This window comes from Methylobacterium sp. Leaf361 (genome assembly GCF_001424445.1).
Lineage (GTDB): Bacteria > Pseudomonadota > Alphaproteobacteria > Rhizobiales > Beijerinckiaceae > Methylobacterium.
This window is the reverse complement of record NZ_LMPY01000078.1, coordinates 137,562-158,722: the sequence shown is the minus strand read 5'-3', so window position 1 is coordinate 158,722 and position 21,161 is coordinate 137,562. Positions and strand designations below refer to the sequence as shown.

General features: G+C 73.5%; 23 protein-coding genes. 15 read left to right on the top strand and 8 right to left on the bottom strand.

Annotated elements, in window-relative coordinates:
- Positions 1 to 91: 91 nt before the first annotated feature.
- The 5 genes from ASG32_RS30345 to ASG32_RS30325 all read left to right on the top strand — a co-directional run bounded on the left by ASG32_RS30345 (position 92) and on the right by ASG32_RS30325 (position 4,492).
- Entirely contained in the window at positions 92 to 1,021 is a 930-nt protein-coding gene (locus tag ASG32_RS30345) for a VWA domain-containing protein (RefSeq protein WP_056533652.1), read from the top strand.
- Positions 1,021 to 1,941: a tetratricopeptide repeat protein gene (locus ASG32_RS30340; RefSeq protein ID WP_056533650.1), complete on the top strand. Its 921-nt coding sequence runs from the start codon at positions 1,021 to 1,023 to the stop codon at positions 1,939 to 1,941. Before ASG32_RS30345 ends, ASG32_RS30340 begins: the two co-directional genes overlap by 1 nt.
- Positions 1,935 to 3,236 carry a BatD family protein gene (locus tag ASG32_RS30335; protein ID WP_056533648.1) on the top strand — a complete coding sequence of 434 codons (1,302 nt, stop codon included), beginning with the start codon at positions 1,935 to 1,937 and terminating at the stop codon, positions 3,234 to 3,236. Before ASG32_RS30340 ends, ASG32_RS30335 begins: the two co-directional genes overlap by 7 nt.
- Before the next feature lie 96 nt (positions 3,237 to 3,332).
- Positions 3,333 to 3,803: an EF-hand domain-containing protein gene (locus ASG32_RS30330; protein ID WP_199866179.1), complete on the top strand. Its 471-nt coding sequence runs from the start codon at positions 3,333 to 3,335 to the stop codon at positions 3,801 to 3,803.
- Positions 3,804 to 3,982: 179 nt separating this feature from the next.
- Positions 3,983 to 4,492 (top strand): hypothetical protein, encoded by a 510-nt coding sequence (locus ASG32_RS30325; RefSeq protein ID WP_020094045.1) that lies wholly within the window; start codon positions 3,983 to 3,985, stop codon positions 4,490 to 4,492.
- A gap of 113 nt (positions 4,493 to 4,605) precedes the next feature.
- Here the strand turns inward: ASG32_RS30325 and ASG32_RS30320 are convergent, their stop codons facing one another.
- The gene (locus ASG32_RS30320; protein ID WP_020094046.1) at positions 4,606 to 5,436 is read right to left on the bottom strand and encodes a pyruvate, water dikinase regulatory protein; all 831 of its coding nucleotides are present in this window, start codon (positions 5,434 to 5,436) and stop codon (positions 4,606 to 4,608) included.
- Positions 5,437 to 5,923: 487 nt separating this feature from the next.
- Between ASG32_RS30320 and ASG32_RS30315 the strand changes: the two genes are divergently transcribed.
- The 3 genes from ASG32_RS30315 to ASG32_RS30305 all read left to right on the top strand — a co-directional run bounded on the left by ASG32_RS30315 (position 5,924) and on the right by ASG32_RS30305 (position 7,985).
- On the top strand, positions 5,924 to 7,114 hold the full coding sequence (locus tag ASG32_RS30315; protein ID WP_056533646.1) for a uroporphyrinogen decarboxylase: 1,191 nt from the start codon (positions 5,924 to 5,926) through the stop codon (positions 7,112 to 7,114).
- 8 nt (positions 7,115 to 7,122) lie between these two features.
- Positions 7,123 to 7,554, top strand: coding sequence for a protoporphyrinogen oxidase HemJ (hemJ, locus tag ASG32_RS30310; RefSeq protein WP_020094048.1), 432 nt, complete (start codon positions 7,123 to 7,125; stop codon positions 7,552 to 7,554).
- Positions 7,555 to 7,619: 65 nt separating this feature from the next.
- Positions 7,620 to 7,985 carry a lysozyme inhibitor LprI family protein gene (locus ASG32_RS30305; RefSeq protein ID WP_056533644.1) on the top strand — a complete coding sequence of 122 codons (366 nt, stop codon included), beginning with the start codon at positions 7,620 to 7,622 and terminating at the stop codon, positions 7,983 to 7,985.
- Positions 7,986 to 7,995: 10 nt separating this feature from the next.
- Here ASG32_RS30305 and ASG32_RS30300 read toward each other — a convergent pair whose 3' ends face one another.
- The 7 genes from ASG32_RS30300 to ASG32_RS30270 all read right to left on the bottom strand — a co-directional run bounded on the left by ASG32_RS30300 (position 7,996) and on the right by ASG32_RS30270 (position 14,816).
- Positions 7,996 to 8,724: an amino acid racemase gene (locus ASG32_RS30300; protein ID WP_056533641.1), complete on the bottom strand. Its 729-nt coding sequence runs from the start codon at positions 8,722 to 8,724 to the stop codon at positions 7,996 to 7,998.
- A gap of 96 nt (positions 8,725 to 8,820) precedes the next feature.
- Positions 8,821 to 9,672, bottom strand: coding sequence for a LysR family transcriptional regulator (locus ASG32_RS30295; protein WP_056533639.1), 852 nt, complete (start codon positions 9,670 to 9,672; stop codon positions 8,821 to 8,823).
- Between the two features lie 23 nt (positions 9,673 to 9,695).
- The gene (hisG, locus tag ASG32_RS30290; protein WP_056533637.1) at positions 9,696 to 10,688 is read right to left on the bottom strand and encodes an ATP phosphoribosyltransferase; all 993 of its coding nucleotides are present in this window, start codon (positions 10,686 to 10,688) and stop codon (positions 9,696 to 9,698) included.
- On the bottom strand, positions 10,685 to 11,827 hold the full coding sequence (locus tag ASG32_RS30285; RefSeq protein WP_056533635.1) for an ATP phosphoribosyltransferase regulatory subunit: 1,143 nt from the start codon (positions 11,825 to 11,827) through the stop codon (positions 10,685 to 10,687). The genes hisG and ASG32_RS30285 overlap by 4 nt, the downstream gene beginning before the upstream one ends.
- Before the next feature lie 194 nt (positions 11,828 to 12,021).
- Positions 12,022 to 12,264: a hypothetical protein gene (locus ASG32_RS30280; protein ID WP_056533633.1), complete on the bottom strand. Its 243-nt coding sequence runs from the start codon at positions 12,262 to 12,264 to the stop codon at positions 12,022 to 12,024.
- A 92-nt stretch (positions 12,265 to 12,356) separates the two neighbouring features.
- Complete coding sequence (hisS, locus tag ASG32_RS30275; protein ID WP_056533631.1) at positions 12,357 to 13,904, bottom strand: histidine--tRNA ligase; 1,548 nt, start codon at positions 13,902 to 13,904, stop codon at positions 12,357 to 12,359.
- 408 nt (positions 13,905 to 14,312) lie between these two features.
- A complete protein-coding gene (locus ASG32_RS30270) occupies positions 14,313 to 14,816 on the bottom strand; it encodes a DUF3429 domain-containing protein (protein WP_056533629.1) in 504 nt (167 codons plus the stop codon).
- Between the two features lie 502 nt (positions 14,817 to 15,318).
- Here ASG32_RS30270 and rho point away from each other — a divergent pair.
- The 7 genes from rho (at position 15,319) to dnaQ (ending at position 21,143) form a co-directional block, all read left to right on the top strand.
- Positions 15,319 to 16,605, top strand: coding sequence for a transcription termination factor Rho (gene rho / locus ASG32_RS30265; RefSeq protein ID WP_085986776.1), 1,287 nt, complete (start codon positions 15,319 to 15,321; stop codon positions 16,603 to 16,605).
- A gap of 358 nt (positions 16,606 to 16,963) precedes the next feature.
- Positions 16,964 to 17,575 carry a nucleoside triphosphate pyrophosphatase gene (locus ASG32_RS30260; RefSeq protein WP_056533625.1) on the top strand — a complete coding sequence of 204 codons (612 nt, stop codon included), beginning with the start codon at positions 16,964 to 16,966 and terminating at the stop codon, positions 17,573 to 17,575.
- Between the two features lie 12 nt (positions 17,576 to 17,587).
- Positions 17,588 to 18,583 carry a cation diffusion facilitator family transporter gene (locus ASG32_RS30255; RefSeq protein ID WP_056533623.1) on the top strand — a complete coding sequence of 332 codons (996 nt, stop codon included), beginning with the start codon at positions 17,588 to 17,590 and terminating at the stop codon, positions 18,581 to 18,583.
- Positions 18,580 to 19,428: a shikimate dehydrogenase gene (locus ASG32_RS30250; protein ID WP_056533819.1), complete on the top strand. Its 849-nt coding sequence runs from the start codon at positions 18,580 to 18,582 to the stop codon at positions 19,426 to 19,428. Before ASG32_RS30255 ends, ASG32_RS30250 begins: the two co-directional genes overlap by 4 nt.
- The gene (gene coaE / locus ASG32_RS30245; RefSeq protein ID WP_056533621.1) at positions 19,425 to 20,063 is read left to right on the top strand and encodes a dephospho-CoA kinase; all 639 of its coding nucleotides are present in this window, start codon (positions 19,425 to 19,427) and stop codon (positions 20,061 to 20,063) included. The genes ASG32_RS30250 and coaE overlap by 4 nt, the downstream gene beginning before the upstream one ends.
- 66 nt (positions 20,064 to 20,129) lie before the next feature.
- Positions 20,130 to 20,345, top strand: coding sequence for a hypothetical protein (locus ASG32_RS30240; RefSeq protein WP_056533818.1), 216 nt, complete (start codon positions 20,130 to 20,132; stop codon positions 20,343 to 20,345).
- Between the two features lie 72 nt (positions 20,346 to 20,417).
- Positions 20,418 to 21,143, top strand: coding sequence for a DNA polymerase III subunit epsilon (dnaQ, locus tag ASG32_RS30235; protein ID WP_056533619.1), 726 nt, complete (start codon positions 20,418 to 20,420; stop codon positions 21,141 to 21,143).
- Positions 21,144 to 21,161 lie beyond the last annotated feature (18 nt).

Genomic DNA, 21,161 nt, shown 5'->3' with positions numbered 1-21,161 from the left:
ACCCCGCGCCCCCGACCCTCCCCCGCGTCCCGCGGTGCCGGGGCGCGGCGCCGGCCTCGGGGGCGGGAATGCGGGTCGGAGGGTCCGCCCGATGAGCGCCCTCGACGCCGTCGCCCTCCTGCGCCCCTGGTGGTTCCTGGCGATCCCGGTCGTGGTCCTGCTGGCCCTTCGCGCCGCGTGGCGCTCGGCGCCGCTGGGCGACTGGGCCCGGGCGGTCGACCCGGCGCTGATGGCCCATCTCGCCCGGGCCGGCGCGGTGCTCGGCGGCCGGCGGCAGGCGAACCTCGCCGCCGCGCTGGCGGCCGGGCTGATCGCCCTGGCGCTGACCGGCCCCGCGGTGGAGCGGGCGGACGGGCGGACCTACCGCAACCTCGACGAGACCGTGCTCGTCGTCGACCTGTCGCGGTCGGTCACCGAGGGCGGCAACCTCCAGGGCGTCCGGCAGGCCGCCGCCGCCGTGGCGGAGGCCGCCGGCACCCGGGCGGTCGCCCTCGTGGTCTACGCGGGCGACGCCTACCTCGCCGCCTCCCCGACCACGGACCGCGACAGCCTCGGCACCACCCTGTTCGCCCTCGACGCCGACACGGTGCCGGACCGCGGCTCGCACCCCGAGCGCGGGCTGGCGCTGGCCCGCCGCACCCTCGCGGAGGCCAACGTGGTGGCGGCCGACGTGGTGCTGATCAGCGACGGCGACGGCATCGGCGAGGCCGCCACCCGCGAGGCCCGCGCCATCGCCGAGCACGGCTGGCGGCTCCAGGCCCTCTACGTCCCGGCCGACAAGCCGCTGCCGCCCGGCGCGCCGAAGCCCGACCGGACCGCCCTCGACGCCCTCGCCCGGGCCGGCGGCGGCACGGCCGCCGACATCGCGACCCCGGGCCCGGTGCTCGACGCGGTCGGGGCCGGCCTCGCCCAGCACCTCGCGGCGGGCGGCTACGGCGTCCTGGCCTACGCGGATCTCGGGCGCTGGCTGCTGCTGCTGGCGGCGCTGCCGGCGCTGCTGCTGTTCCGCAGGAGCGCGTGATGCGGCTGACCCTTCCCGAGACCGGCCTCGCCGCCCCGCTCCGGGCCGGCCTGCCGCCGCGCTGGCGGCGGCTCGCCCGGATCGCCGGCCTCGCCCTCGCCGGGATCGGCCTCCTGGCGCTGCTCGCGGTCTCGCAGCCCCGCACCGGCTTCGGGCGGCTGCTGATGGGTCTCGGCCTGCCGGGCCTCGCCGCGGACGTGTTCGTCGATCCGGCCTGGCGCGCCGCCGCGCTCTACGAGGCCGACCGCTACGAGGAGGCGGTCGCGCTGTTCCGTGCCGGCGGGCGGCGGGCGAGCTACAATCTCGGCAACGCTCTGGCCAGGGCCGGCGATCTCGACGGGGCGCTCGCGGCCTACGACGAGGCCCTGCGCTTCAACCCCCGCGACGCCGACGCCCAGGCCAACCGCTCGCTGATCGCCCGGATGCGAGCCGAGGTGATCGACCGCGGGCCCGGCGGCGGCATCGCCAACGGCACCGCCCAGTACGGCGCCCGCTACAACAACACCGCCAACCAGGACCAGAACAACGACATCAACGCCGCCTCCAGCGGCGAGGGTCTCGCCGGCAACAAGGAATCGAACGCCAGCGCGTCGCTGCCCGGCAACAGCAAGGTCGCCCGCCGCGGCAAGGCCGAGCAGCAGTCGATCGACGCCGGCAAGGGCCAGGCCCGGGGCTCGGCCGGCGACGCGGCCGGCCGCGGCCGGACCGGCGGCGGCTCAGCCATGGTGGCCGAGGCGCCCGAGCGCGAGGTCCGCCGGGTGACCAAGAGCTTCGAGGCCCACGAGATCCGCCCGGACCGGCTCTGGCTCCAGACCCTGCCGGACGATCCCGGCCGCTATCTCAAGCTGCGCCTGCGCGCCGAGCAGACCCGCCGGGTCGAGGCCGGCACCGCGATCCCCGCCGGGAGCAACCCGTGGTAAGTGTTTTCGGCGTTTCCGAGCGGCGCGCCCTGACCCGCGCCCTGCCCCGTGCCCTCATCCTTCTCGCGCCCTTCCTCGCCCCCCTGCCCGCCCGGGCCGAGATCGAGCCGGGCGACCTCACGCTGACGGTGACCGCGGAGCTCAACGGCAACAGTGCCCCCTTCCCCCGCGAGATGGTGCTGCTGAAGATCCACGGGGTCTACAAGCAGCCGATCCTGCTCGAGGAGGTGGTGCAGCCCTCCCTCGCGAACTTCTCGTGGACGCAGCTCGGCCGCGACCACTGGAGCCGGACCAAGCTCCCCGATGGCCAGAGCGCCATCGCGTTCGACCGCACCGTGGCGGTCTTCCCGCACCATGCCGGCCAGTTCACCATCGAGCCGTTCGTCCACAAGCTCACCGTCAACGATGTCGGCGAGCGGCGGGTCGTCGAGGTCCGCTCGAAGCCGATCCCCTTCCCGGTCGCACCCTGGACCGAGCCCACCGGCGGCCCCGACGCCAAGGAGCCCTGGTGGCTGCCCGCCAAGGACGTGGCGATCACCGATTCCTGGAGCCCGGACCCGGAGACCATCAAGGTCGGCGAGACCACCCGCCGGATCGTCACCCTGGAGGCCCAGGGCATGGTCGCCGAAGGCCTGCCGCCCCGGCCGGTCATGCGCACCCGCGGCATCATCACCTTCGCGGGCCCCGTCACCCGCGAGACGCTGCTGACGCCCTCGGGACCCGTGGCGCGGGCCACCTACCAGTGGGACGTGAAGCCCGGCGTTCCGGAGATCATCCCCCTCGACGCCATCGCGATCCCGTGGTTCGACACCAACACCCGCACGATGCGCGAGACCGAGATCCCGGCCCGGCAGATCGGCGGCGGCCTGCCCGACCACGAGACCGAGCGGGCGCCCCCCGCGATCCCCTCGCCCCTCGTCGTCGCCGCCTCGGCGCTCGCCGCCTTCGGGCTGGGCCTCGCGCTGATCGGCTTCGGCCTCGGGCGGCCGCGCCTGCGCCTCTCCAGCGCGGCGCTGCGCTCCTTACGCGCGGCGGCCCGGGCCGGCGACCCGGCCGGGTTCCGCGCGGCCCTCGACGCGGCCCAGCGGGACGCCCCCGACCTCGCCCGGACCTGGCGGGCGCGGCCCGACCTCGCGGCCGCTTTCGCGGCCCTCGACCGGGCGGTCTTCGGCGCGGCGGGCGCGCCCGTCCCGGATCTCCGGGCCCTGGCCCAAGCCCTGTCGGGCGCCGCGCCTGGGGAAGCCGCGGCCCCCGCGGCGGACCGGCTCGCACCGCTCGACGGCCCGATCCGCTGAGCGCGGCGTGGCTCCGCATCTCGTGAAGGCGGGCGCGGGAACGCAAGCCGGGACCGGGATTTGGGCTGCCGGAACCGACCGGCACCGGAGAGCCCCATGCCCGCGACCCCGCACCGATCCGCCCGCGCCGCCACGCGCCGCCCGACCATGGGCGCCCCGACCGTCGCCCTCGCCACCGCCCTCGTGACCCTCCTGATCCTGCCGGCCGCGCTGCCGTCGGCGGCCCTCGCCCGGTCCTCCGGCACCGAGCGCGCGCTGAAGATGGTCGACACCGACCACGACGGCACGATCGACCTGGCCGAGGCCCAGGCCGCCGCCGGCAAGGTCTTCGACGCCGCCGAGACCGACAAGGACGGCACCGTCGACGCCAGGGAGCTGAAGGGCCGGCTCAGCAAGAAGGACCTGAAGGCCGCCGACACCGATTCCGACGGCACCCTCGACCGCAAGGAATACCTCGCCCTCGTCGCGCAGCGCTTCAAGGCGGCCGATCCCGACAACGACGGCACCCTCGACGCCAGGGAACTCAAGTCTCCGGCGGGGCGCAGCCTGCTGCAGCTCCTGAAGTAAGCGCGCCTCCCGGACCTGCCGCCGTTGCACAGTTCATGAGCAAGTATTATTCCTGTGCAACGGCTCACGTTCTGAGCAGGCATCAATATTTTGCACTATCTTGCGTCATCTGAATTGGCCTCGTAGGTTTCGGTTATCCGAGCGGTAAAGCATCGGGTGAACCACCAGGGAGGAGCGCGATGGCACGCGCCAACGAGGTCAAGGACAGGTTTCGCGCGCGGCTGCAGGCGGCCGACGAGCGCAGCAACGACTTCCGGCGGAAGCTGCTCGAGGACGGGTCCCGGGCGCTCCAGCCCGTCATGGGCGTGCTGAACCTGATGGCCGAGGTCCTCAACGAGGAGGACAACGTCCACGGCAGCATCACCGGCCTCGAGGCGAAGATCGATCAGGACAACTTCATCAGCCTGTGCGCGCAGCTGCGCGGCACCGAGTCCGAGCAGAAGATCAAGATCAAGTACGGTCCGGAACTCGGCGGCAGCAACTACATCTCGGTCTCGGGCCTGAACCAGCGCTACAACGAGCGCCTCGTGCCGGGGGCGGCGAGCTGCTCCATCGGCCGGACGGTCGGCAGCGACATCCAGCTCGACGAGCACCGGGGCGACGAGCTGGCCGAGGTGGTCCGCGAGGTCGTCGAGGACTTCTACGCGGCCCAGATCGAGCAGCGCAGCCACTTCGCCTCCGCGCGCTGACGCCAGCGGCGCCGCGAACCGATCCGCGCGCCGCCGGCATCCGCCGGCCCGCCCCCGTCCTCGGGGGGACGGCCGGACCCCGCCGAAGGGCTCGGCCCTTCGGAGGCCCCGCCTCAGTCGGCGATGAACTTCAGCCGGTGGTCGCGGTAGAGGTCGACGATCGCCGCGGCGGTCTCCTCGATGGACCGGCGGGTGACGTCGATCGTCGGCCAGCGGTTCTTGGTGAACAGCCGGCGGGACATGGTGATCTCGTCCGCCACCGCCGAGCGGTCGACGTAGAGGGACGATTCGTCGGCGTTGAGGCTCGACAGCCGGTTCTGCCGGATCTGCACGATGCGCTCCGGCGACGCGAACAGGCCGACCACGAGGGGCTTGCGGGCCCGCTCGATCGCCGGCGGCAGCGGCATGCCCGGCACCAGCGGCAGGTTGGTGGTCTTGAGGCCGCGATTGGCGAGGTAGATCGAGGTCGGCGTCTTCGATGTCCGACTGACGCCGAGCAGGATCACGTCGGCCTCCTCCAGATTGTCCGGCAGGTTGCCGTCGTCGTGGGCCAGCGTGAAGTTCATCGCGTCGATGCGCTTGAAGTACTCGGCGTTCAGCATGTGCTGGGCGCCGGGCCGCGCCGTGGTCTCGGCGCCGAGATACGCGCGCAGCAGGTCGTGGACCGGCCGCAGCACCGACAGGCACGGCGAGCCGGTCTCCCGGGCGACCTCCTCCAGCCGCTCGCCGAGGTCGCCCCCCACCAGCGTGTAGAGGACGAGGCCCGGCGCGGCCCGGATCTCCGAGATCACCCGGTCGAGCTGCGCGGCCGAGCGCACCAGCGGGTAGACGTGCTCGATCGCCGACACGCCCTCGTACTGGGCGGCGGCCGCGCGCCCGACATTGATCAGCGTCTCGCCGGTGGAGTCGGAGACGAGGTGGAGGTGGAAGTAGCTGCGGCCCATTCCGATCGCCTCTGCGGTCGACCTCTCGGCCGACTGTGCGGTCGCCTCACGCGGCGCCCACGTTGTCCACCGCCGGCCGCCAGGGGAGTCGATGAGTGTGGATAGGATGCCCCGCCGGGCCGGTCCAGGGCGATCCCGGTGCGCGCTGTCGACTCCGCCGTTCACAGGCAGATGATCGGGACGCGCCGAATCCGGCTCTCTGGACGAATCGGCCGCGAATCCGGCGCCCGTACACGACTCGGCGTTGCCAAGGCGCTGTCGGACCATCCGGTTCTCGCAAGTTGGCGGAAATCCTTTAAAGCCTCGTTAACGGCGCGGCGGCGGGGACCGCCTGTGGACGCTTTTGTGCCCCCGAGATTCGGCCCCCCAGAAGAAAAAACAGACTCCAAGATTCTCTCTTATCTTTTCGAAGGGGCCTGTGTGGGGATCGGCGCGCCTCGACTCGACAGGACGCCCGCCGACGGGCATGCGGGGTGAGGGATACGGGATGGGAGCGACCATGACGGGGACGGAGCGCGAGCCCGGGCAGACGACGTCGGGGACGACGTCCGAGCGCAAGGTGCTGCGGGTCCTCGAGGGCGAGGCGATCGGGCCGCCCCCCGCCTGGATGATGCGCCAGGCCGGGCGCTACCTGCCGGAATACCGGGCGACCCGGGCCGAGGCCGGCTCGTTCCTCGACCTCTGCTACAGCCCGGACTTCGCCGTCGAGGTGACGCTCCAGCCGATCCGGCGCTTCGGCTTCGACGCGGCGATCCTGTTCTCCGACATCCTGGTCGTCCCCCACGCGCTCGGCCAGGACGTGCGCTTCGTGGAGGGCGAGGGACCGCGCCTCGACCCGCTCGACGGTCGGGACGCGTTCGCGCGCCTGCGGGAGGCCGGCGACCCGGCGATCATGACCCACCTCGCGCCGGTCTTCGAGACGGTGACGCGGCTGCGGGCCGAATTGCCGGGCGAGACCACGCTGCTCGGCTTCTGCGGCGCGCCCTGGACGGTGGCGAGCTACATGATCGGCGGCCGCGGCACGCCGGACCTCGCCCCCGCGCGGGCCCTGGCCGAGGGCGACACCGCCCTGGTCGACACTCTGATCGACCGCCTCGTCGCCGTGCAGACCGAGTACCTCGTGCGCCAGCTCGAGGCCGGCGCCGACGCGGTGCAGATCTTCGAGTCCCACGCCGGCACCCTGCCGCGCGCCGTGCCCTCTGCCGTTCCGGCCTCGGGCGGCACGGTCGAGCCCGTCGGCGATGTCGCCGAGAGCGCCTTGCCGGGCGCACCTGCCTCCGATGCCCTCACCCGCTGGTCGCTGCGGCCGATCGCCCGCATGGTGGCGGGCGTCCGCGCCCGGGTGCCGGGGGCGAAGATCATCGTGTTCGCCCGCGGCTCGGGCCTCGACGGCCACGCCCGGGTGGTGCCGGAGACCGGCGCCGACGCCGTCGGCGTCGACTGGGGCGTGGACCTGAAGGCCCTGCGGGACACGGTGCCGGCCGCGACGGTGACGCAGGGCAACCTGCATCCCGACACGCTGATCGCGGGCGGCGTGGCCCTCGACGCGGCGGTGGACGCGGTGCTCGCGGCGACCGCCGGCCTGCCGCACATCTTCAACCTCGGCCACGGCATCACGCCGCAGACGCCGGTGGCCCATGTCGAGCGGATGCTCGCGCGGCTGCGCGGCCAGGGCTGAGGCCGCGCGTGCTGTACGACTGGATCAAGGCCCTCCACGTCATCAGCCTGATCGCCTGGATGGCCGGGATGCTCTACCTGCCCCGGCTGTTCGTCTACCACGCGAGCCTGCCGCCCGGCGCGGAGGCGCAGTCCGCGACCTTCAAGGTGATGGAGCGCCGCCTGCTCAAGGCGATCATGAACCCCGCCATGATCGCCACCTGGGTGTTCGGGCTGGCGCTCGCCTGGATGAGCGGCTTCTACGCGAGCGTCTGGCTGCAGGCGAAGTTCGCGCTGGTGCTCGCGATGTCGGGCATCCACGGCTGGCTCGCCCGGATGGTCAAGGATTTCGCCGCCGACCGGAACACCCGCGGGCACAAGTTCTACCGGGTGCTCAACGAGGTGCCGACGCTGCTGATGATCGGCATCGTCATCCTGGCGATCGTCAAGCCGGGCCTCTGATCCCGCGATCCCGCGATCCTGTGATCCCGGCCGGAGCCTTTCCGCGGCCGGCCCGTTGGGAGGCCATGTCGAAGCCTCTCGTCCTCGCCCTCGCGCTGGCCGCCCTCGCGGGCCCGGTCGCCGGCGCGATCACCGCGTCCCCAGCCCGGGCCGCGAGTTTCCCGTGCGACAGGGCCGAGGCCCCCGACGAGAAGGCGATCTGCGCCCATCTCCCCCTCAACGACCGGGACGTCGAGATGGCGACCCGGTTCGAGATCCTGAAGAGCGTGCTTCCGATGGGCGGCCAGGCCAAGCTGCGCGACGACCAGGAGGCGTGGCTGACGGAGCGTCGCACCTGCGGCGGCGACGTCGGCTGCCTGACGGCCGCCTACGACGCCCGGCTGAAGGTCCTGCGCGGGGTCCTGGCGGAGTTCGCCAAGCAGGGCCCGTGAGGTCCCGCGCTCAGGCCGCGCGCGGCAGGGCCGCGGCGTCGACGCGGCAATCCGGCCGGCACGCCGCCACGCAGGCGCGCGCCAGCGCCTCGGTGGCGTCGACCAGCAGGCCCGACGGGTCGCTCCCGGCGAGCGCGAGCGGGATCTCCGTGCAGGCCATCACCACCCGGTCGCAGCCGGCCTCGGCCAGCGCCCGGACCTGCGCCTCCAGCAGCGGCGTCGCCTCGGCCACCCGGTGCGCCTTCACCAGCCGGATCGCCGCCGACACCGCGGCCTGACCTGCCTCATCGGGTGCGCGGCACGCGAGCCCGTGCCGCGCCAGCCGCTCCGGGTAGAGCCCGGACCGCAGGGTGCCGTCGGTGGCGAGCAGGCCGATCCGGCCGCCGCTCCCGGTCCCAGTCCCGCTCCGTGCCAGGGTCTCGGCCACGGCGTCGACGATGTGGAGGATCGGCAGGGCGGTCGCGGCCTGCAGCGCCGCGTGCCAGTGATGGGCAGTGTTGCAGGGGATCGCGATCCGGGTGGCGCCCCCGGCCTCGAGCCGCGCCAGGGCGGCGCGGAGCGCCGGCAGCGGGTCCGGGCCGGTGCCCAGGATCGCGTCGGCGCGGTCGGGGATGTCGACGGCCGAGCAGACCAGGGTCGGGATGTGGTCCTGATCGCGCCCCGCGGGCGTCGCCTGCACGAGCTTGGCCAGGAAATCCACCGTGGCCATCGGGCCCATCCCGCCGAGTACACCGAGCATCGCCGCCTCCGACCGTCGCGGTCGCCCTGATGGGCCGCGGCGGCGCGGGAATCCAATGCCGTGTCGGCACCGGCCATGCCGATCCGGCACCGGTTCCTAGGGCCCCGCCGCCAGTGCGGCGGCCGCGGCCCAGACCGCCTCGACCGCGCCGCCGCGCCCGGCCCTGCGGTAGAGCCGGATCTCCAGCGCCGTGCCCGGCCCGGCCGCCACGAGGCTGCCGTCGGCGAGCTCGCGGGCGACGAGGCTCTCGGGCAGCCACGCGCGGCCGTGGCCCGCGAGGACCATGAACTTCAGGGCCTCCGCCATGGCGTTCTCGTTGACGTGGGCGGCCGCCGCCCCGTCACCGGCGAGCGCCGCGACCCGGCCCAGGAACGAGTCCCGGGGGTAGCCGAGCCCGGGCCGGTCCGCGGCCGGCCCCGGCCGGTGCACTGGCACGAGGCTGTCCCGGCCGATGGTCAAGTGCGGGAAGGCGGCCGGGTCGAGGGGGATCGGCACCAGGGGATGGTGGTAGGTCAGCAGCAGGTCGTAGCCGCCCTCGGCCAGCGCCTGCACGCAGGCGTGGAAATCGTCCGGCAGGAGCCGGCTGCCGAGCGGCCCGGTGCGGGCCTCGACGTCGCGGAACCAGCCCGGGAAGACGGTCAGCGCCAGGGTGTGGAGCGCCGCCACCGAAACGGTCCGCGGCGGCGGCCGGATCCGGGCGCGGAGCGCGTCGCGGCTGCCGTGGAGCCGCCGCACGGTCTCCTCGGCGGTCTCCAGGAACAGCCGGCCCTCCGGCGTCAGGGCCGTCGGGTAGGTGCTGCGGTCGACCAGCGCGACGCCGAGCCAGCCCTCGAGCGCCCGGATGCGGCGGCCGAAGGCCGGCTGGGTGACGTGGCGCTCGACCGCCGAGCGCGAGAAGCTGCCGGTGCGCGCGAGGCTCAGGAAGTCCTCGAGCCATTTCAGCTCCATCTCGGCTCCATCGCGCGGCGGTCTCAGAGCCGCGCCAGGAGCCGCTCCGCCAGCGGGTTCTCGGCCGCGAAGGCGTAGTCGACCCGCCGCACCGTGACGGCCCGCGCGCCGGCCTCGACCAGGGCGCCGGCGAGCTCGAACACCGCGGCCTCCCGGCAGCGAAGGACGATCTCGCCGTCGGCTCCCCGCGGCGCGCCGTAGGGCAATTCGGCCTCGTGCAGGCCCGCGAGCGTGGCGAGGTCGATCGTGCCGCTCTCCGGCAGGGCGGCGCGCACCTCGCGGGTGGTCCGGGCGCGCTCCTCGGCGGCGATGCGGCCGAGCACCGTGCGGAGCGCGGCCCGCTGGCCCTCGCCCCAGGGGGCCTTCAGCGAGGCGACGAGGTTCGCCTCCGAGCGCAGGATGATGCCGTCGTCCAGCACCTTCAGGGCGTTGGCCGAGAGCGTCGCCCCCGTGGTGGTGATGTCGACCACGATCTCGGCCGAGCCCGCCGCCGGCGCCCCCTCGGTGGCGCCCAGGCTCTCGACGATCCGGTAATCGGCGACGCCCTTCTCGGCGAAGAACCGGCGGGTCAGGTTCACGTACTTGGTGGCGACCCGCAGGCGCCGGCCGTGGCGGGTCCGCATGCCGGCCGCGACCTCGTCGAGGTCGGACATGTCGCGCACGTCGATCCAGGCCTGGGGCACGGCCACCACCACGGTGGCGTTGCCGAAGCCGAGCGGCGTCAGCAGCTCGACCTGGCCGCGCACGTCCGGCAGGGTCTCGCGGATCAGGTCCTCGCCGGTGACGCCGAGATGGGCGGCGCCCGAGGCGAGCTGCGCGGCGATCTCGGAGGCCGAGAGGTAGCGCACCTCGACGTCGGGCACGCCGATGAGCTTGCCCCGGTAGTCGCGGGCGCCCGCGCCTTGAGCGAGCTTCAGCCCGGCCCGGCCGAAGAACGCGCTGGCATTCTCCTGCAGGCGGCCCTTGGACGGGACGGCGAGGATCAGCGGCATGGCGGCCGCGTCCGAGGCACTCATCGGCCGGCTCCCGCCACGCGCTCGATCCAGAAGGTGCATCCCACCGCCGGCAACGGCGCCGGGCTGCCGAGATGGCCGAGCAGGCCGTCGTAGCGGCCGCCGCCGACCAGGGTCGGGCCGTCCCGCTCGGTCACCTCGAAGATGAAGCCGGTGTAGTAGTCGAGGTTGCGGGCGAAGCCGCCCTGGAAGCGGAAGCGCTCGATCGGCAGGCCGCGGGCCGCGATGAAGCCGGTGCGCTCCTCGAACAGGTCGAGGGCGGCCGCGAGGGCGTCGTGCCGCAGGCCCGCGTCGGCGACGAGCGCCCGCAGGTCGCGGGCGGCGGCGTCCGGATGGCCGGCGATCGCCCGGTAGCGGTCGAGGAGCGCGCGGTTCTCGGCGTTGAGCCCGGCGCCGCCATGGGCCTGCGCGGAGGCCTTGGCGAGGAAGCGCTCGGCGATCTCGCCGGCGCTGCGCCCGCCCACGGCCGAGATCCCGGCGATCGCCAGCACGTCCTCCACGAAGGCGCGCACGCCCCGCGGGTCTTGGCCCTGGATCGCCGCGAGCAGGCCCGCGTGGGGATCCTCGGGACGGGTGCCCTCGGCGCCGTTGGTGACGGCGTCCAGCGAGCGCCCGGCGGCCAGCGCCCGGAGCGTCCGGCGCTTGGCGGCGGGCGGGACCGCGAGCCCGTCGAGGAGCGCCACGGTCAGGCCCATGTCGCCGAGCCGCACCGCCGGGTCGGTCCGGCCGAACAGGGCGAGGCCCTCCAGGGCGAGGCCCAGCACCTCGGCGTCGGCCGCCGGCGTGTCGGTCCGCCCGATCGACTCGATGCCGGCCTGGAAGAACTCGTCGGGCTCGTCGGCGGCGAGCCGGAAGACCGGGCCGCAATAGCTGTAATCGGCCGCCTGCCCGTCGGCCTCCGCCCGGTGCAGGCGGCAGACCGGGATGGTGAATTCGGGCCGCAGGCACAGCTCGGCGCCGCCCGCATCCTGGGTGACGAAGATCCGCCGGCGGATATCCTCGCCCGAGAGTTCGAGGAACGGCTCCAGCGGCTGCAGCACCGGCGGCGTCACCGGCCGGTAGCCCGCCGCCGCCAGATGCGCGGAGAGCCGCGCGCGCGCCGCGTCCCCCGCCCCCGTCTCGCCCGCCTCCGGTCGTGTCATCGCGATCCACCTCGCGGGGCAATCCACCTCGCGGGCGCTCTGTAGCAACCGCGACCGGACTTGGCGACACGCACCCGGGAAGCGTGGGGCCGGCGCGCCGCGCAGGACTGCGCAGACCCCGCGCCGCGGCCGGATTCCGCTACGGCGTCAGTGACCGGACCGGCTCAGAGCGGCTCAGAGCGGCTCAGAGCGGCTCAGAGCGGCCGGAGGCTGCCGAGGCGCGCGCCGCGCGGGCGCCGGGCCGGCTTGCGGCGGGCCAGCACGGTCAGGGCGGGCGCCCCCGCCATCCCGGCGCTCAGGATCGGCGCGCTGCCGGTCCCGGGCGTGGCCTGCGCGACGGCGCTGGGCAGCCGGCCGAGGACCGGCCGGGCGGCCCAGGCGGGTCCCGCGCCGGCGCAGACCAGGCCGAAGGACAGGACGAGGATCTTCGCGCGCATCCCGACATCTCCGCGGCACCGACCGACGACAACGCCGCCGGAGCCTCTGCGTTCGACGTGCGGTTCGACTTACGGTTCGATGCGCGAGTGTCTCAGATCTCCGTTGACGGAAAATGCCGGGCCAGCACGGCGCGGACCTGCGCCACCAGGTCGGCCTCGGGACACGAGAATTGCGCGGGCCGCGCGGCCTTCCACTCGGCGTTGCTGGCGATGGACTCGGCCGCCCTGGCGCCCTCGATCAGGTCCTTGATCTGGACCTCGCCGGCCAGGCGCTCGTTCGAGCCCTGGATCACCGCCACGGGCGCGCGGCGGCGGTCGGCGTACTTCATCTGCGCCTTCATGCCGGCGGCGCCGAGGTAGAGCTCGGCCCGGATGCCGTCGGCGCGCAGGAGCGCGACGAGCCGCTGGTAATCGGCCATGTTCTCCCGGTCGAGGACCAGCACCACCACCGGCCCGGGGGCCTCGGCGCCGGCGATCAGGGGGCTGCCCACGAGCTGGAGCGCCGAGAACAGCCGCGAGACGCCGATCGAGAAGCCGGTGGCCGGGACCGGCTCGGCCCGGAACCGCCCGACGAGGCCGTCGTAGCGCCCGCCGCCCGCCACCGAGCCGAAGCGCACGGTCTGGCCGTCCTCGTTGGTGACCGGGAAGGTCAGCTCGGCCTCGTAGACCGGGCCGGTATAGTACTCGAGGCCGCGCACCACGCTCGGATCGGCCCGGATCACGTCGTGGCCGTAGCCGGCGGCGGCGCAGAGGCGCATGATCGCGTGCAGCTCGGCGATGCCCTCGCGGCCGGTCTCCGAATCGCCGACCGCCTCGTGCCAGCCGGCGAAGAACTTCTCCCAGAACGCCACCTTGTCGGCGCCGTCGCCGGCATCGGCCTGGAACGACACGTAGGCGAGGATCCGGCCGATCGCCGTGGCGTCGAGGCCCGCGCCCTTGGTGAAGTCGCCGCTCTCGTCCTTGCGGCCGCCGCCGAGCAGGTCGCGCACCCCGTCGACGCCGAGCCGGTCGAGCTTGTCGATCGCCCGCAGGACCGTAAGGCGCTGGCCGGCCTTGTCGGGACCGGCGAGCCCGATCGCCTCCATGACGCCGTCGAGCACCTTCCGGTTGTTGACCTTGACCACGTACTGGCCGCCGAGCCCGAGGCGGTTCAGCGTGTCGGCCATCAGCATGCAGGTCTCGGCATCGGCCGCGACGCTGCCGGCCCCGACGATGTCGGCGTCGAACTGCATGAACTGGCGGAAGCGGCCCGGCCCCGGCTTCTCGTTGCGGAAGACGTAGCCGGCCCGGTAGCTCCGGTAGGGCTTGGGCAGCCCGTCGTAGTTCTCGGCCACGAACCGGGCCAGCGGCGCCGTCAGGTCGTAGCGGAGCGACAGCCACGCCTCGTCGTCGTCCTGAAACGAGAACACGCCGGCGTTCGGACGGTCGAGGTCGGGCAGGAACTTGCCCAGGGCCTCGGTGTACTCGACGAACGGCGTCTCCAGGGCCTCGAACCCGTAGAGCTCGAAGCTCCTGCGGATCGTCTCCAGCATCCGCCCCTGCGCGGCGATCTCGCCGGCGCGGCGGTCGACGAAGCCGCGCGGCAGGCGGGGCTTCAGGGTCTCGGCCTTCTCGGCCTTCGGGGTCTCGGGCTTGGACATGGGCGCATTCGCTCTCGCGGACCCGGAATCCGGGTCCCGCATCGAATCTTCGATCGTCTCCGGCGGGCGGAGATCCTGCGGCCGGGCTCTAGAGCATGCCGGGCGAAAGGGGAATTCGGTTCGCGGGCGCTCTGGCCGCCCGATCATCCAGCCCGATCATCCAGCCCGATCATCCAGCAATGTCGTCCTTGCGGGCGGAGCGAGCGATCCAGGCAGCGCCACGCTTGTCGAGGTCGCGCCACCCTGGGTCACGTCGCTGCGCTCGTGATGACGGAAAGGGCGCATCGACCGGAGCGGTGAAGCGGAACCCTGCCGGACTCCGCGCGCGCCCGTGCGCCTCTTCCCGGATCGAGTTCTGCTTCGCTCCCCCGGTCCGGCACAGGGCGCGGTTCACCCGGACCAAAGACCTCAGTACGGCGCCGTCAGCTTGAGCCAGAGCAGTGCCGCGAGACTCACCACGGCGATCGGCATCTGCAGCGGGCGCAGGCGGGCATGCGACAGCGGCACCTCGCCGGCGCGCGCCGCGATCGGGTCGAGGATCCCGATGGCCGCGTAGCCGAGGATCAGCATCGCGAGGGCCGGCACCGCCTTGCCCATCACCGCCGCGAACAGGCTGCCCAGCCCGAGGCCGTAGAGGACCAGCATGGTGACGATCTGCGACACCTGCGGGCCGCCCTCGGTCCGGAAGCTGACGCCGCGGCGCACGCCGGCCAGGAACAGCAGGATCGAGGCGGCGTAGAGCAGGGTGAACAGCGCCACGAGGTAGTCGAGGGGTTTGCCGTTCAGCCACCACGTCACGGCGGTGCCGACGGCGATCGGCAGCATCGGGCCGAAGCCGAAGACGATCTCGAGCCAGGGGATCCGGCGCGGCTCGTGCGTGGTGAGGGTGCGTCCGGTGGCGTCGTCGCGCATGGCGGTCTGGGGGAACTCTCGATTCGACGGTCTGCTGCGCCGCAGCACCGGGACAGGGAACGGCCGCGCACCGGCCCGGTTCCGAAACCCGGGTCCGGGCCCGGTTCGACGCGGCCCGTGTAGCGCCGCCGCGGCGCTCCGGCGAGGCCCCGCCGGTTAGTAAACGCGTCACCCGGTCGCCCGCGTCCCCGTCGGCGTCCCGGGCCAATGTCCGGGCCCTTGAGTGCGGGCGAGAAAGGCGTTATCTGTGTGGGGCCCTCATCACAAGGTCTGCGCCGCAGCGCGCCCGTGAGCCGCGAGGGTCCTGCCTCATCGGTTTCGCCAACCTGACCCCGGGCCCCTCGCCGCAGCGCGGCCCGCTCTCCGGTGCCCATCCCCCGGGCACCTGGCACTGAACCGGCCCTCCCACCACCTCCGTCGGTTGCAAGATACCCCCATGACGCCAAATCCCGACGCCCTCGCCGACGATATCGAGACCGCGGAGCCGGCCGACGCGCCGACCATGCCCGCCGCCCTCGAGGGCGTCCGCGAGGTCAAGCTCCAGGACCTCAAGTCGAAGACGCCGACCGACCTGACGGCCTTCGCCGAGGAGGTCGAGGTCGAGAACGCCTCGACCATGCGCAAGCAGGAGCTGATGTTCGCCATCCTGAAGCAGCTCGCTGCCAAGGAGGTCGAGATCATCGGCTCGGGCACCGTCGAGGTGCTGCAGGACGGCTTCGGCTTCCTGCGCTCCTCCGACTCGAACTACCTGCCCGGCCCGGACGACATCTACATCTCGCCGACCCAGATCCGCCGCTTCGGCCTGCGGACCGGCGACACCGTCGAGGGCCCGATCCGCGGCCCCAAGGACGGCGAGCGCTACTTCGCGCTCCTGAAGGTCAACACGATCAACTTCGAGAATCCTGAGAAGATCAAGCACAAGGTCCACTTCGACAACCTGACGCCGCTCTTCCCGACGAAGCGGTTCAAGCTCGAGCTGGACAACCCGACCAAGAAGGATTTCTCGCCGCGGATCATCGACATCGTGGCGCCGATCGGCAAGGGCCAGCGCGCCCTGATCGTGGCGCCGCCGCGCACGGGTAAGACCGTGCTGATGCAGAACATCGCGCAGTCGATCACCCTCAACCACCCCGAGTGCTACCTGATCGTGCTGCTCATCGACGAGCGGCCCGAGGAGGTCACCGACATGCAGCGCTCGGTGAAGGGCGAGGTCATCGCCTCGACCTTCGACGAGCCGGCCACCCGCCACGTGCAGGTCGCCGAGATGGTGATCGAGAAGGCCAAGCGCCTCGTGGAGCACGGGCGCGACGTGGTGATCCTGCTGGATTCCATCACGCGCCTCGGCCGCGCCTACAACACCGTGGTGCCGTCCTCCGGCAAGGTGCTGACCGGCGGCGTCGACGCCAACGCCCTGCAGCGGCCCAAGCGCTTCTTCGGCGCCGCCCGCAACATCGAGGAGGGCGGCTCGCTCTCGATCATCGCCACGGCGCTGATCGACACCGGCTCGCGCATGGACGAGGTCATCTTCGAGGAGTTCAAGGGCACCGGCAACTCCGAGATCATCCTGGACCGCAAGGTCTCCGACAAGCGCATCTTCCCGGCGATCGACATCACCCGCTCGGGCACCCGCAAGGAGGAGCTGCTGGTCCCGCCGGATTCGCTCAAGAAGACCTACGTGCTGCGCCGCATCCTCAACCCGATGGGCGTCACCGACGCGATCGAGTTCCTGCTCGACAAGCTGCGCCAGACCAAGAGCAACGGCGACTTCTTCGACTCGATGAACACCTGAGGCTGTCCCCGGCCGCGGGCATCGCCGCCGTCCCCGCGAGCGGAGCGATCCAGGCGGCGCCGCGGTGGCAAGCCGCGCGCTGGCTGGGTCACGTCGCTGCGCTCCGGTCCCTCAGGATCGGGGAGCGGATGGGACGGGGGTCGCGCCCGCCGTGCGGGACGCCTGTCCCGGGGCGGCACGAAACGCGATTCCGGCCCGATCGGGCCGTTGACCGTCTCCTAACCGGCCTCTGCCAAGGTTCCATCCGGGCGCCAGGTAGCGTATCGGCCCCGCGACAGCCCCGCCGGCCGGTCCATCCCGGCGGCGGGGCTCGTCGCAGCCGGCTTGCACCGATCCCCGGATCCGTGACACTGGCGCGATGCCCCGCTCGCCCTGGACCGGTCCGGATCCGCTCCTCCTCGCCTCGACCAGCCCGACGAGGCGCCTCCTCCTGGAGAGCGCCGCCCTGCCGGTCGAGACCGCTGCCCCGGACGTCGACGAGCGCGCCCTCGAGGCGGCGAGCGCCGGCCTGTCCCCGCCCGACCTCGCCCTGCACCTCGCCCGCGCCAAGGCCGAGTCGGTGGCGGCGCGTCATCCCGGGCGGATCGTCCTCGGCGCCGACCAGGTGCTCGACCTCGACGGCACCGTGTTCCACAAGCCGGCCGACGGCGCGTCGGCCCGGGCCCAGCTCGCCCGTCTGTCCGGCCGCACCCACGCCCTTCATTCCGCCGTGGTCCTGGCCGGGGCGGTCGAGGACGCCTTCGTGGAGACCGCGCGGCTGACCCTGCGCCCCCTCGATGAAAGGGCGATCGCGGCCTATGTGGACTGCGCCGGCGCGGAGCGCGTGCGGGCGAGCGTCGGCGGCTACCAGCTCGAGGGGCCGGGGATCCACCTGTTCGAATCGGTCGCGGGCGATCACAGCACCGTGCTGGGCCTGCCGCTTCTGCCGCTCCTCGCGCGGCTGCGCGCCGCCGGGCTTCTGGCTTTCTGAGGGAGTACCGCCTTGGCGGGACACGACCATTCGCACGGCGGCCACGGGGGGCATTCCCACGGCGGCCACGCCCAGGGCGGTCATGCCCATGGCGGCCTCGGCGGCCACGCGCACGCGCCGAAGGATTTCGGCACGGCCTTCGCCATCGGCATCGTGCTCAACACCGCCTTCGTGGTGATCGAGGCGGCCTACGGCTACCTCAGCAACTCCATGTCGCTGGTAGCCGATGCCGGCCACAACCTCTCGGACGTGCTGGGCCTCGCGGCGGCCTGGATCGCGGCGATCCTGGTGCGCCGCCGCGCCAGCGCGCGCTTCACCTACGGCTACCGCGGCTCCTCGATCCTGGCCGCCCTGTTCAACGCCGTGTTCCTGCTCATCGCCATGGGGGCGGTGATCTGGGAGGCGCTGGTCCGGCTGGTCCACCCGGAGCCCGTCGCGGGCACGACGGTGATGGTGGTGGCGGCGGTGGGAATCCTGGTCAACGGCCTGACCGCGTGGCTCTTCGCCAGCGGCGCCAAGGGCGACATCAACGTCCGCGGCGCGTTCCTCCACATGGTGGCCGACGCCGCCGTCTCGGCCGGGGTCGTGGTGGCGGGCCTCGTGATCCAGCTCACCGGCCTCGCCTGGCTCGACCCGGCGGTCAGCCTCGTCATCGCCGCCCTGGTGGTCTGGGCGACCTGGGGCCTGCTGCGCGACAGCGTGGCCATGTCCCTCGACGCCGTGCCGCCGGAGATCTCCCCGGACGCGGTGACCGGCTTCCTCCTCGAGCGGCCGGGCGTCGCCGGCCTCCACGACCTGCATATCTGGCCCATGAGCACCACCAGCGTCGCCCTGACGGTCCATCTCGTGATGCAGGAGGGGCATCAGGCCCACCGCCAGCCCGGCAACGGCTTCCTCACCGAGACCGCCGAGGGCCTGCGCGACCGGTTCGGCATCGGCCACGCCACCCTCCAGGTCGAGGAGGCCGGCGGCCCGGCCTGCCGCCTCGCGCAGGATTGCGCGGCGTGAGCGGCGCGATCCCCCGCGCCTTCGTGGTCGGCCACCCGATCGCCCACTCGCGCTCGCCGCTGATCCACGGCCACTGGCTCGCCGTGCACGGGATCCCGGGCTCCTACGAGCGGCTCGACGTGGCCCCGGAGGCCTTTCCGGACTTCATCCGCGCCCTGCCCGCGTCCGGCTACCGGGGCGGCAACGTCACCATCCCCCACAAGGAGGCGGCCTTCGCGCTGGTGGACACGCTCACGCCGCGGGCGAAAACCATCGGCGCGGTCAACACCCTGGTGGTCGGGCCGGACGGGCGGATCCGCGGCGACAACACCGACGCGCCGGGCTTCTGCGCCCATCTCGACCACAGCCTGGGCGCGGCCTGGCCGGACCGGGCGGGCGGCACCGCCCTGGTGCTCGGCGCCGGCGGCGCGGCGCGGGCGATCGTGGTCGGGCTCGCCGAGCGCGGCCTGCGGCGCGTCTGGGTCGCCAACCGCACCGCGGCCCGGGCCGAGGCGGTGGCGGCCCTCGCGCCGGGCGTCGGCGCGGCGCTCGCCTGGGACGACCTGCCGGCGGCGCTTCCCGGAACAGGCCTCCTCGTCAACACCACGTCCCTGGGCATGAAGGGCCAGCCGCCCCTCGCCGTCGACCTGTCGCCCCTGCCGGCGGACGCGGCCGTGGCCGACATCGTCTACGCGCCCCTGGAGACCGAGCTCCTGGCGGCGGCGCGGCGGCGGGGGCTCGCCGCCGTGGACGGGCTCGGCATGCTGCTGCACCAGGCGGTGCCGGGCTTCGCGGCGTGGTTCGGCCCGCGCCCCGCCGTCACCCCCGAGCTGCGCGACCGGATCGTGGCGGACCTCGCCGGATGACCCCGAAGGCCGGATCCGGACCCGTCATCCTCGGGCTCACCGGCTCGATCGGCATGGGCAAGTCGGCCACGGCCCGGATGTTCGCGGAGCGCGGCGTCCCGGTCCACGACGCCGACGCCGCCGTCCACGCCCTCTACGGGCCGGGCGGCGCGGCCGCCGCGGCGATCGGTGCGGCCTTTCCCGGCGTGCTCGACGATCGCGGCGGCGTCGACCGGGCGCGGCTGCGCGCCGCGGTGCTCGACGCGCCCGACCGGATGGCGGCGCTGGAGGCCATCGTCCATCCCCTGGTCCGGGCGGCCAGCACGGACTTCCTGGCGCGGCACGCGGCGGCGCCGCTGGTCGTCCTCGACGTCCCGCTCCTCTACGAGACCGGCGGCGAGGGCCGCTGCGACGCGGTCGCGGTGGTGAGCGCCCCGCCCGAGATCCAGCGCGACCGGGTGCTCGCCCGTCCCGGCATGACCGAGGCGGCCTTCGCGGCGATCCTGGCCAAGCAGATGCCCGACGCCGAGAAGCGCGCCCGGGCAGATTTCGTCATCGACACGGGCCGGGGTTTCGCCGCCGCCGAGGTCGCGGTCGCGCGGATCGTCGCGCGACTGACGGCGCACCGTGCGCCGCCGCACCGCGGCGACGGATGAAACGCCCGGAGGATTGAATATCTGCGGTTGTGTTCCGGGGGGAATACGGACGGCAGGATGGACGTGATGGCGCGGCGCTGGGGCGGGATTGATCGCATTCGATCGGGCGGCATCCGGGCCGCAACCCTTCTCGCGCTGCTGGCGGCCGGGCCCGCGCAGGCCCAGTACGCCGCCAGCTGCCCGCCGCCGAAGAAGGTCGCGGCCGGCGCCTGCGTCACCGCCTGTCCGGGCGGCTACGAGGACCGGGGACCCGTCTGCGTCTACCGCAACACGTCCCGGTGAGGGGCACGGGAGCTTAACCCCTCCGCCGTATCCCGCTAGGGTCCGCCCCCACCCCCGCGAGTCGCGAGACCCATGCTGCGCGAGATCGTCCTCGACACCGAGACCACCGGCACGGAGGCGAAGGGAGGCGACCGGCTGATCGAGATCGGCGCGGTGGAGCTCCTCAACCACATCCCCACCGGCCGGACCTTCCACCGCTACTGCAACCCGCAGCGGCCGGTCTCCGAGGGCGCCTTCAACGTCCACGGCCTGTCCGACGCGTTCCTCGCCGACAAGCCGCTCTTCGCCGAGATCGTCGGCGAGTTGCTGGCCTTCCTGGCCGACGGGCGGCTCGTGATCCACAACGCGCCTTTCGACGTCGGCTTCCTCAACATGGAATACGCCCGGCTCGGCGCGAACGCCCCGCCGCCGATCCAGCTGGAGGACGTCGTCGACACCCTGCCGATGGCCCGGCGCAAGCACCCGGGCGCGGCCAACAACCTCGACGCCCTCTGCAGCCGCTACGGCATCGACAACACCCGGCGCACCAAGCACGGGGCGCTCCTCGACGCGCAGATCCTGGCCGAGGTCTACGTCGAGCTGCTCGGCGGCAAGCAGACCAGCCTCGGCCTCCTGGAGGCCGCGACGGCCGCCCCGGTGGCCGGCTCGGCGGCCCTGGCGTCGGCGGCTCCGGCGGCGCCCCGCCCCTACCGGTCTCGCCTCACGGATGCAGAGCGCGCCCGGCACGACAGCTTCCGCGCGAGCCTCGGTCCTGCCGCGATCTGGGCCGAGTATATCGGGGCGGACGATCCGGCCTGATCGCCGGTCCGTCCCGCT

Excerpts from the sequence above, each read along its gene's own strand:
- ASG32_RS30240 (WP_056533818.1), top strand. The coding sequence starts at position 20,130 with ATGGCGCGGCGCTGGGGCGGGATTGATCGCATTCGATCGGGCGGCATC.
- ASG32_RS30260 (WP_056533625.1), top strand. The coding sequence starts at position 16,964 with ATGCCCCGCTCGCCCTGGACCGGTCCGGATCCGCTCCTCCTCGCCTCG.
- ASG32_RS30325 (WP_020094045.1), top strand. The coding sequence starts at position 3,983 with ATGGCACGCGCCAACGAGGTCAAGGACAGGTTTCGCGCGCGGCTGCAG.
- rho (WP_085986776.1), top strand. The coding sequence starts at position 15,319 with ATGCCCGCCGCCCTCGAGGGCGTCCGCGAGGTCAAGCTCCAGGACCTC.
- dnaQ (WP_056533619.1), top strand. The coding sequence starts at position 20,418 with ATGCTGCGCGAGATCGTCCTCGACACCGAGACCACCGGCACGGAGGCG.
- ASG32_RS30340 (WP_056533650.1), top strand. The coding sequence starts at position 1,021 with ATGCGGCTGACCCTTCCCGAGACCGGCCTCGCCGCCCCGCTCCGGGCC.
- ASG32_RS30295 (WP_056533639.1), bottom strand. The coding sequence starts at position 9,672 with ATGGAGCTGAAATGGCTCGAGGACTTCCTGAGCCTCGCGCGCACCGGC.
- coaE (WP_056533621.1), top strand. The coding sequence starts at position 19,425 with ATGACCCCGAAGGCCGGATCCGGACCCGTCATCCTCGGGCTCACCGGC.
- ASG32_RS30345 (WP_056533652.1), top strand. The coding sequence starts at position 92 with ATGAGCGCCCTCGACGCCGTCGCCCTCCTGCGCCCCTGGTGGTTCCTG.
- ASG32_RS30320 (WP_020094046.1), bottom strand. The coding sequence starts at position 5,436 with ATGGGCCGCAGCTACTTCCACCTCCACCTCGTCTCCGACTCCACCGGC.
- ASG32_RS30315 (WP_056533646.1), top strand. The coding sequence starts at position 5,924 with ATGGGAGCGACCATGACGGGGACGGAGCGCGAGCCCGGGCAGACGACG.
- ASG32_RS30300 (WP_056533641.1), bottom strand. The coding sequence starts at position 8,724 with ATGCTCGGTGTACTCGGCGGGATGGGCCCGATGGCCACGGTGGATTTC.
- ASG32_RS30280 (WP_056533633.1), bottom strand. The coding sequence starts at position 12,264 with ATGCGCGCGAAGATCCTCGTCCTGTCCTTCGGCCTGGTCTGCGCCGGC.
- ASG32_RS30285 (WP_056533635.1), bottom strand. The coding sequence starts at position 11,827 with ATGACACGACCGGAGGCGGGCGAGACGGGGGCGGGGGACGCGGCGCGC.
- hisS (WP_056533631.1), bottom strand. The coding sequence starts at position 13,904 with ATGTCCAAGCCCGAGACCCCGAAGGCCGAGAAGGCCGAGACCCTGAAG.
- hisG (WP_056533637.1), bottom strand. The coding sequence starts at position 10,688 with ATGAGTGCCTCGGACGCGGCCGCCATGCCGCTGATCCTCGCCGTCCCG.
- ASG32_RS30305 (WP_056533644.1), top strand. The coding sequence starts at position 7,620 with ATGTCGAAGCCTCTCGTCCTCGCCCTCGCGCTGGCCGCCCTCGCGGGC.
- ASG32_RS30330 (WP_199866179.1), top strand. The coding sequence starts at position 3,333 with ATGCCCGCGACCCCGCACCGATCCGCCCGCGCCGCCACGCGCCGCCCG.
- ASG32_RS30270 (WP_056533629.1), bottom strand. The coding sequence starts at position 14,816 with ATGCGCGACGACGCCACCGGACGCACCCTCACCACGCACGAGCCGCGC.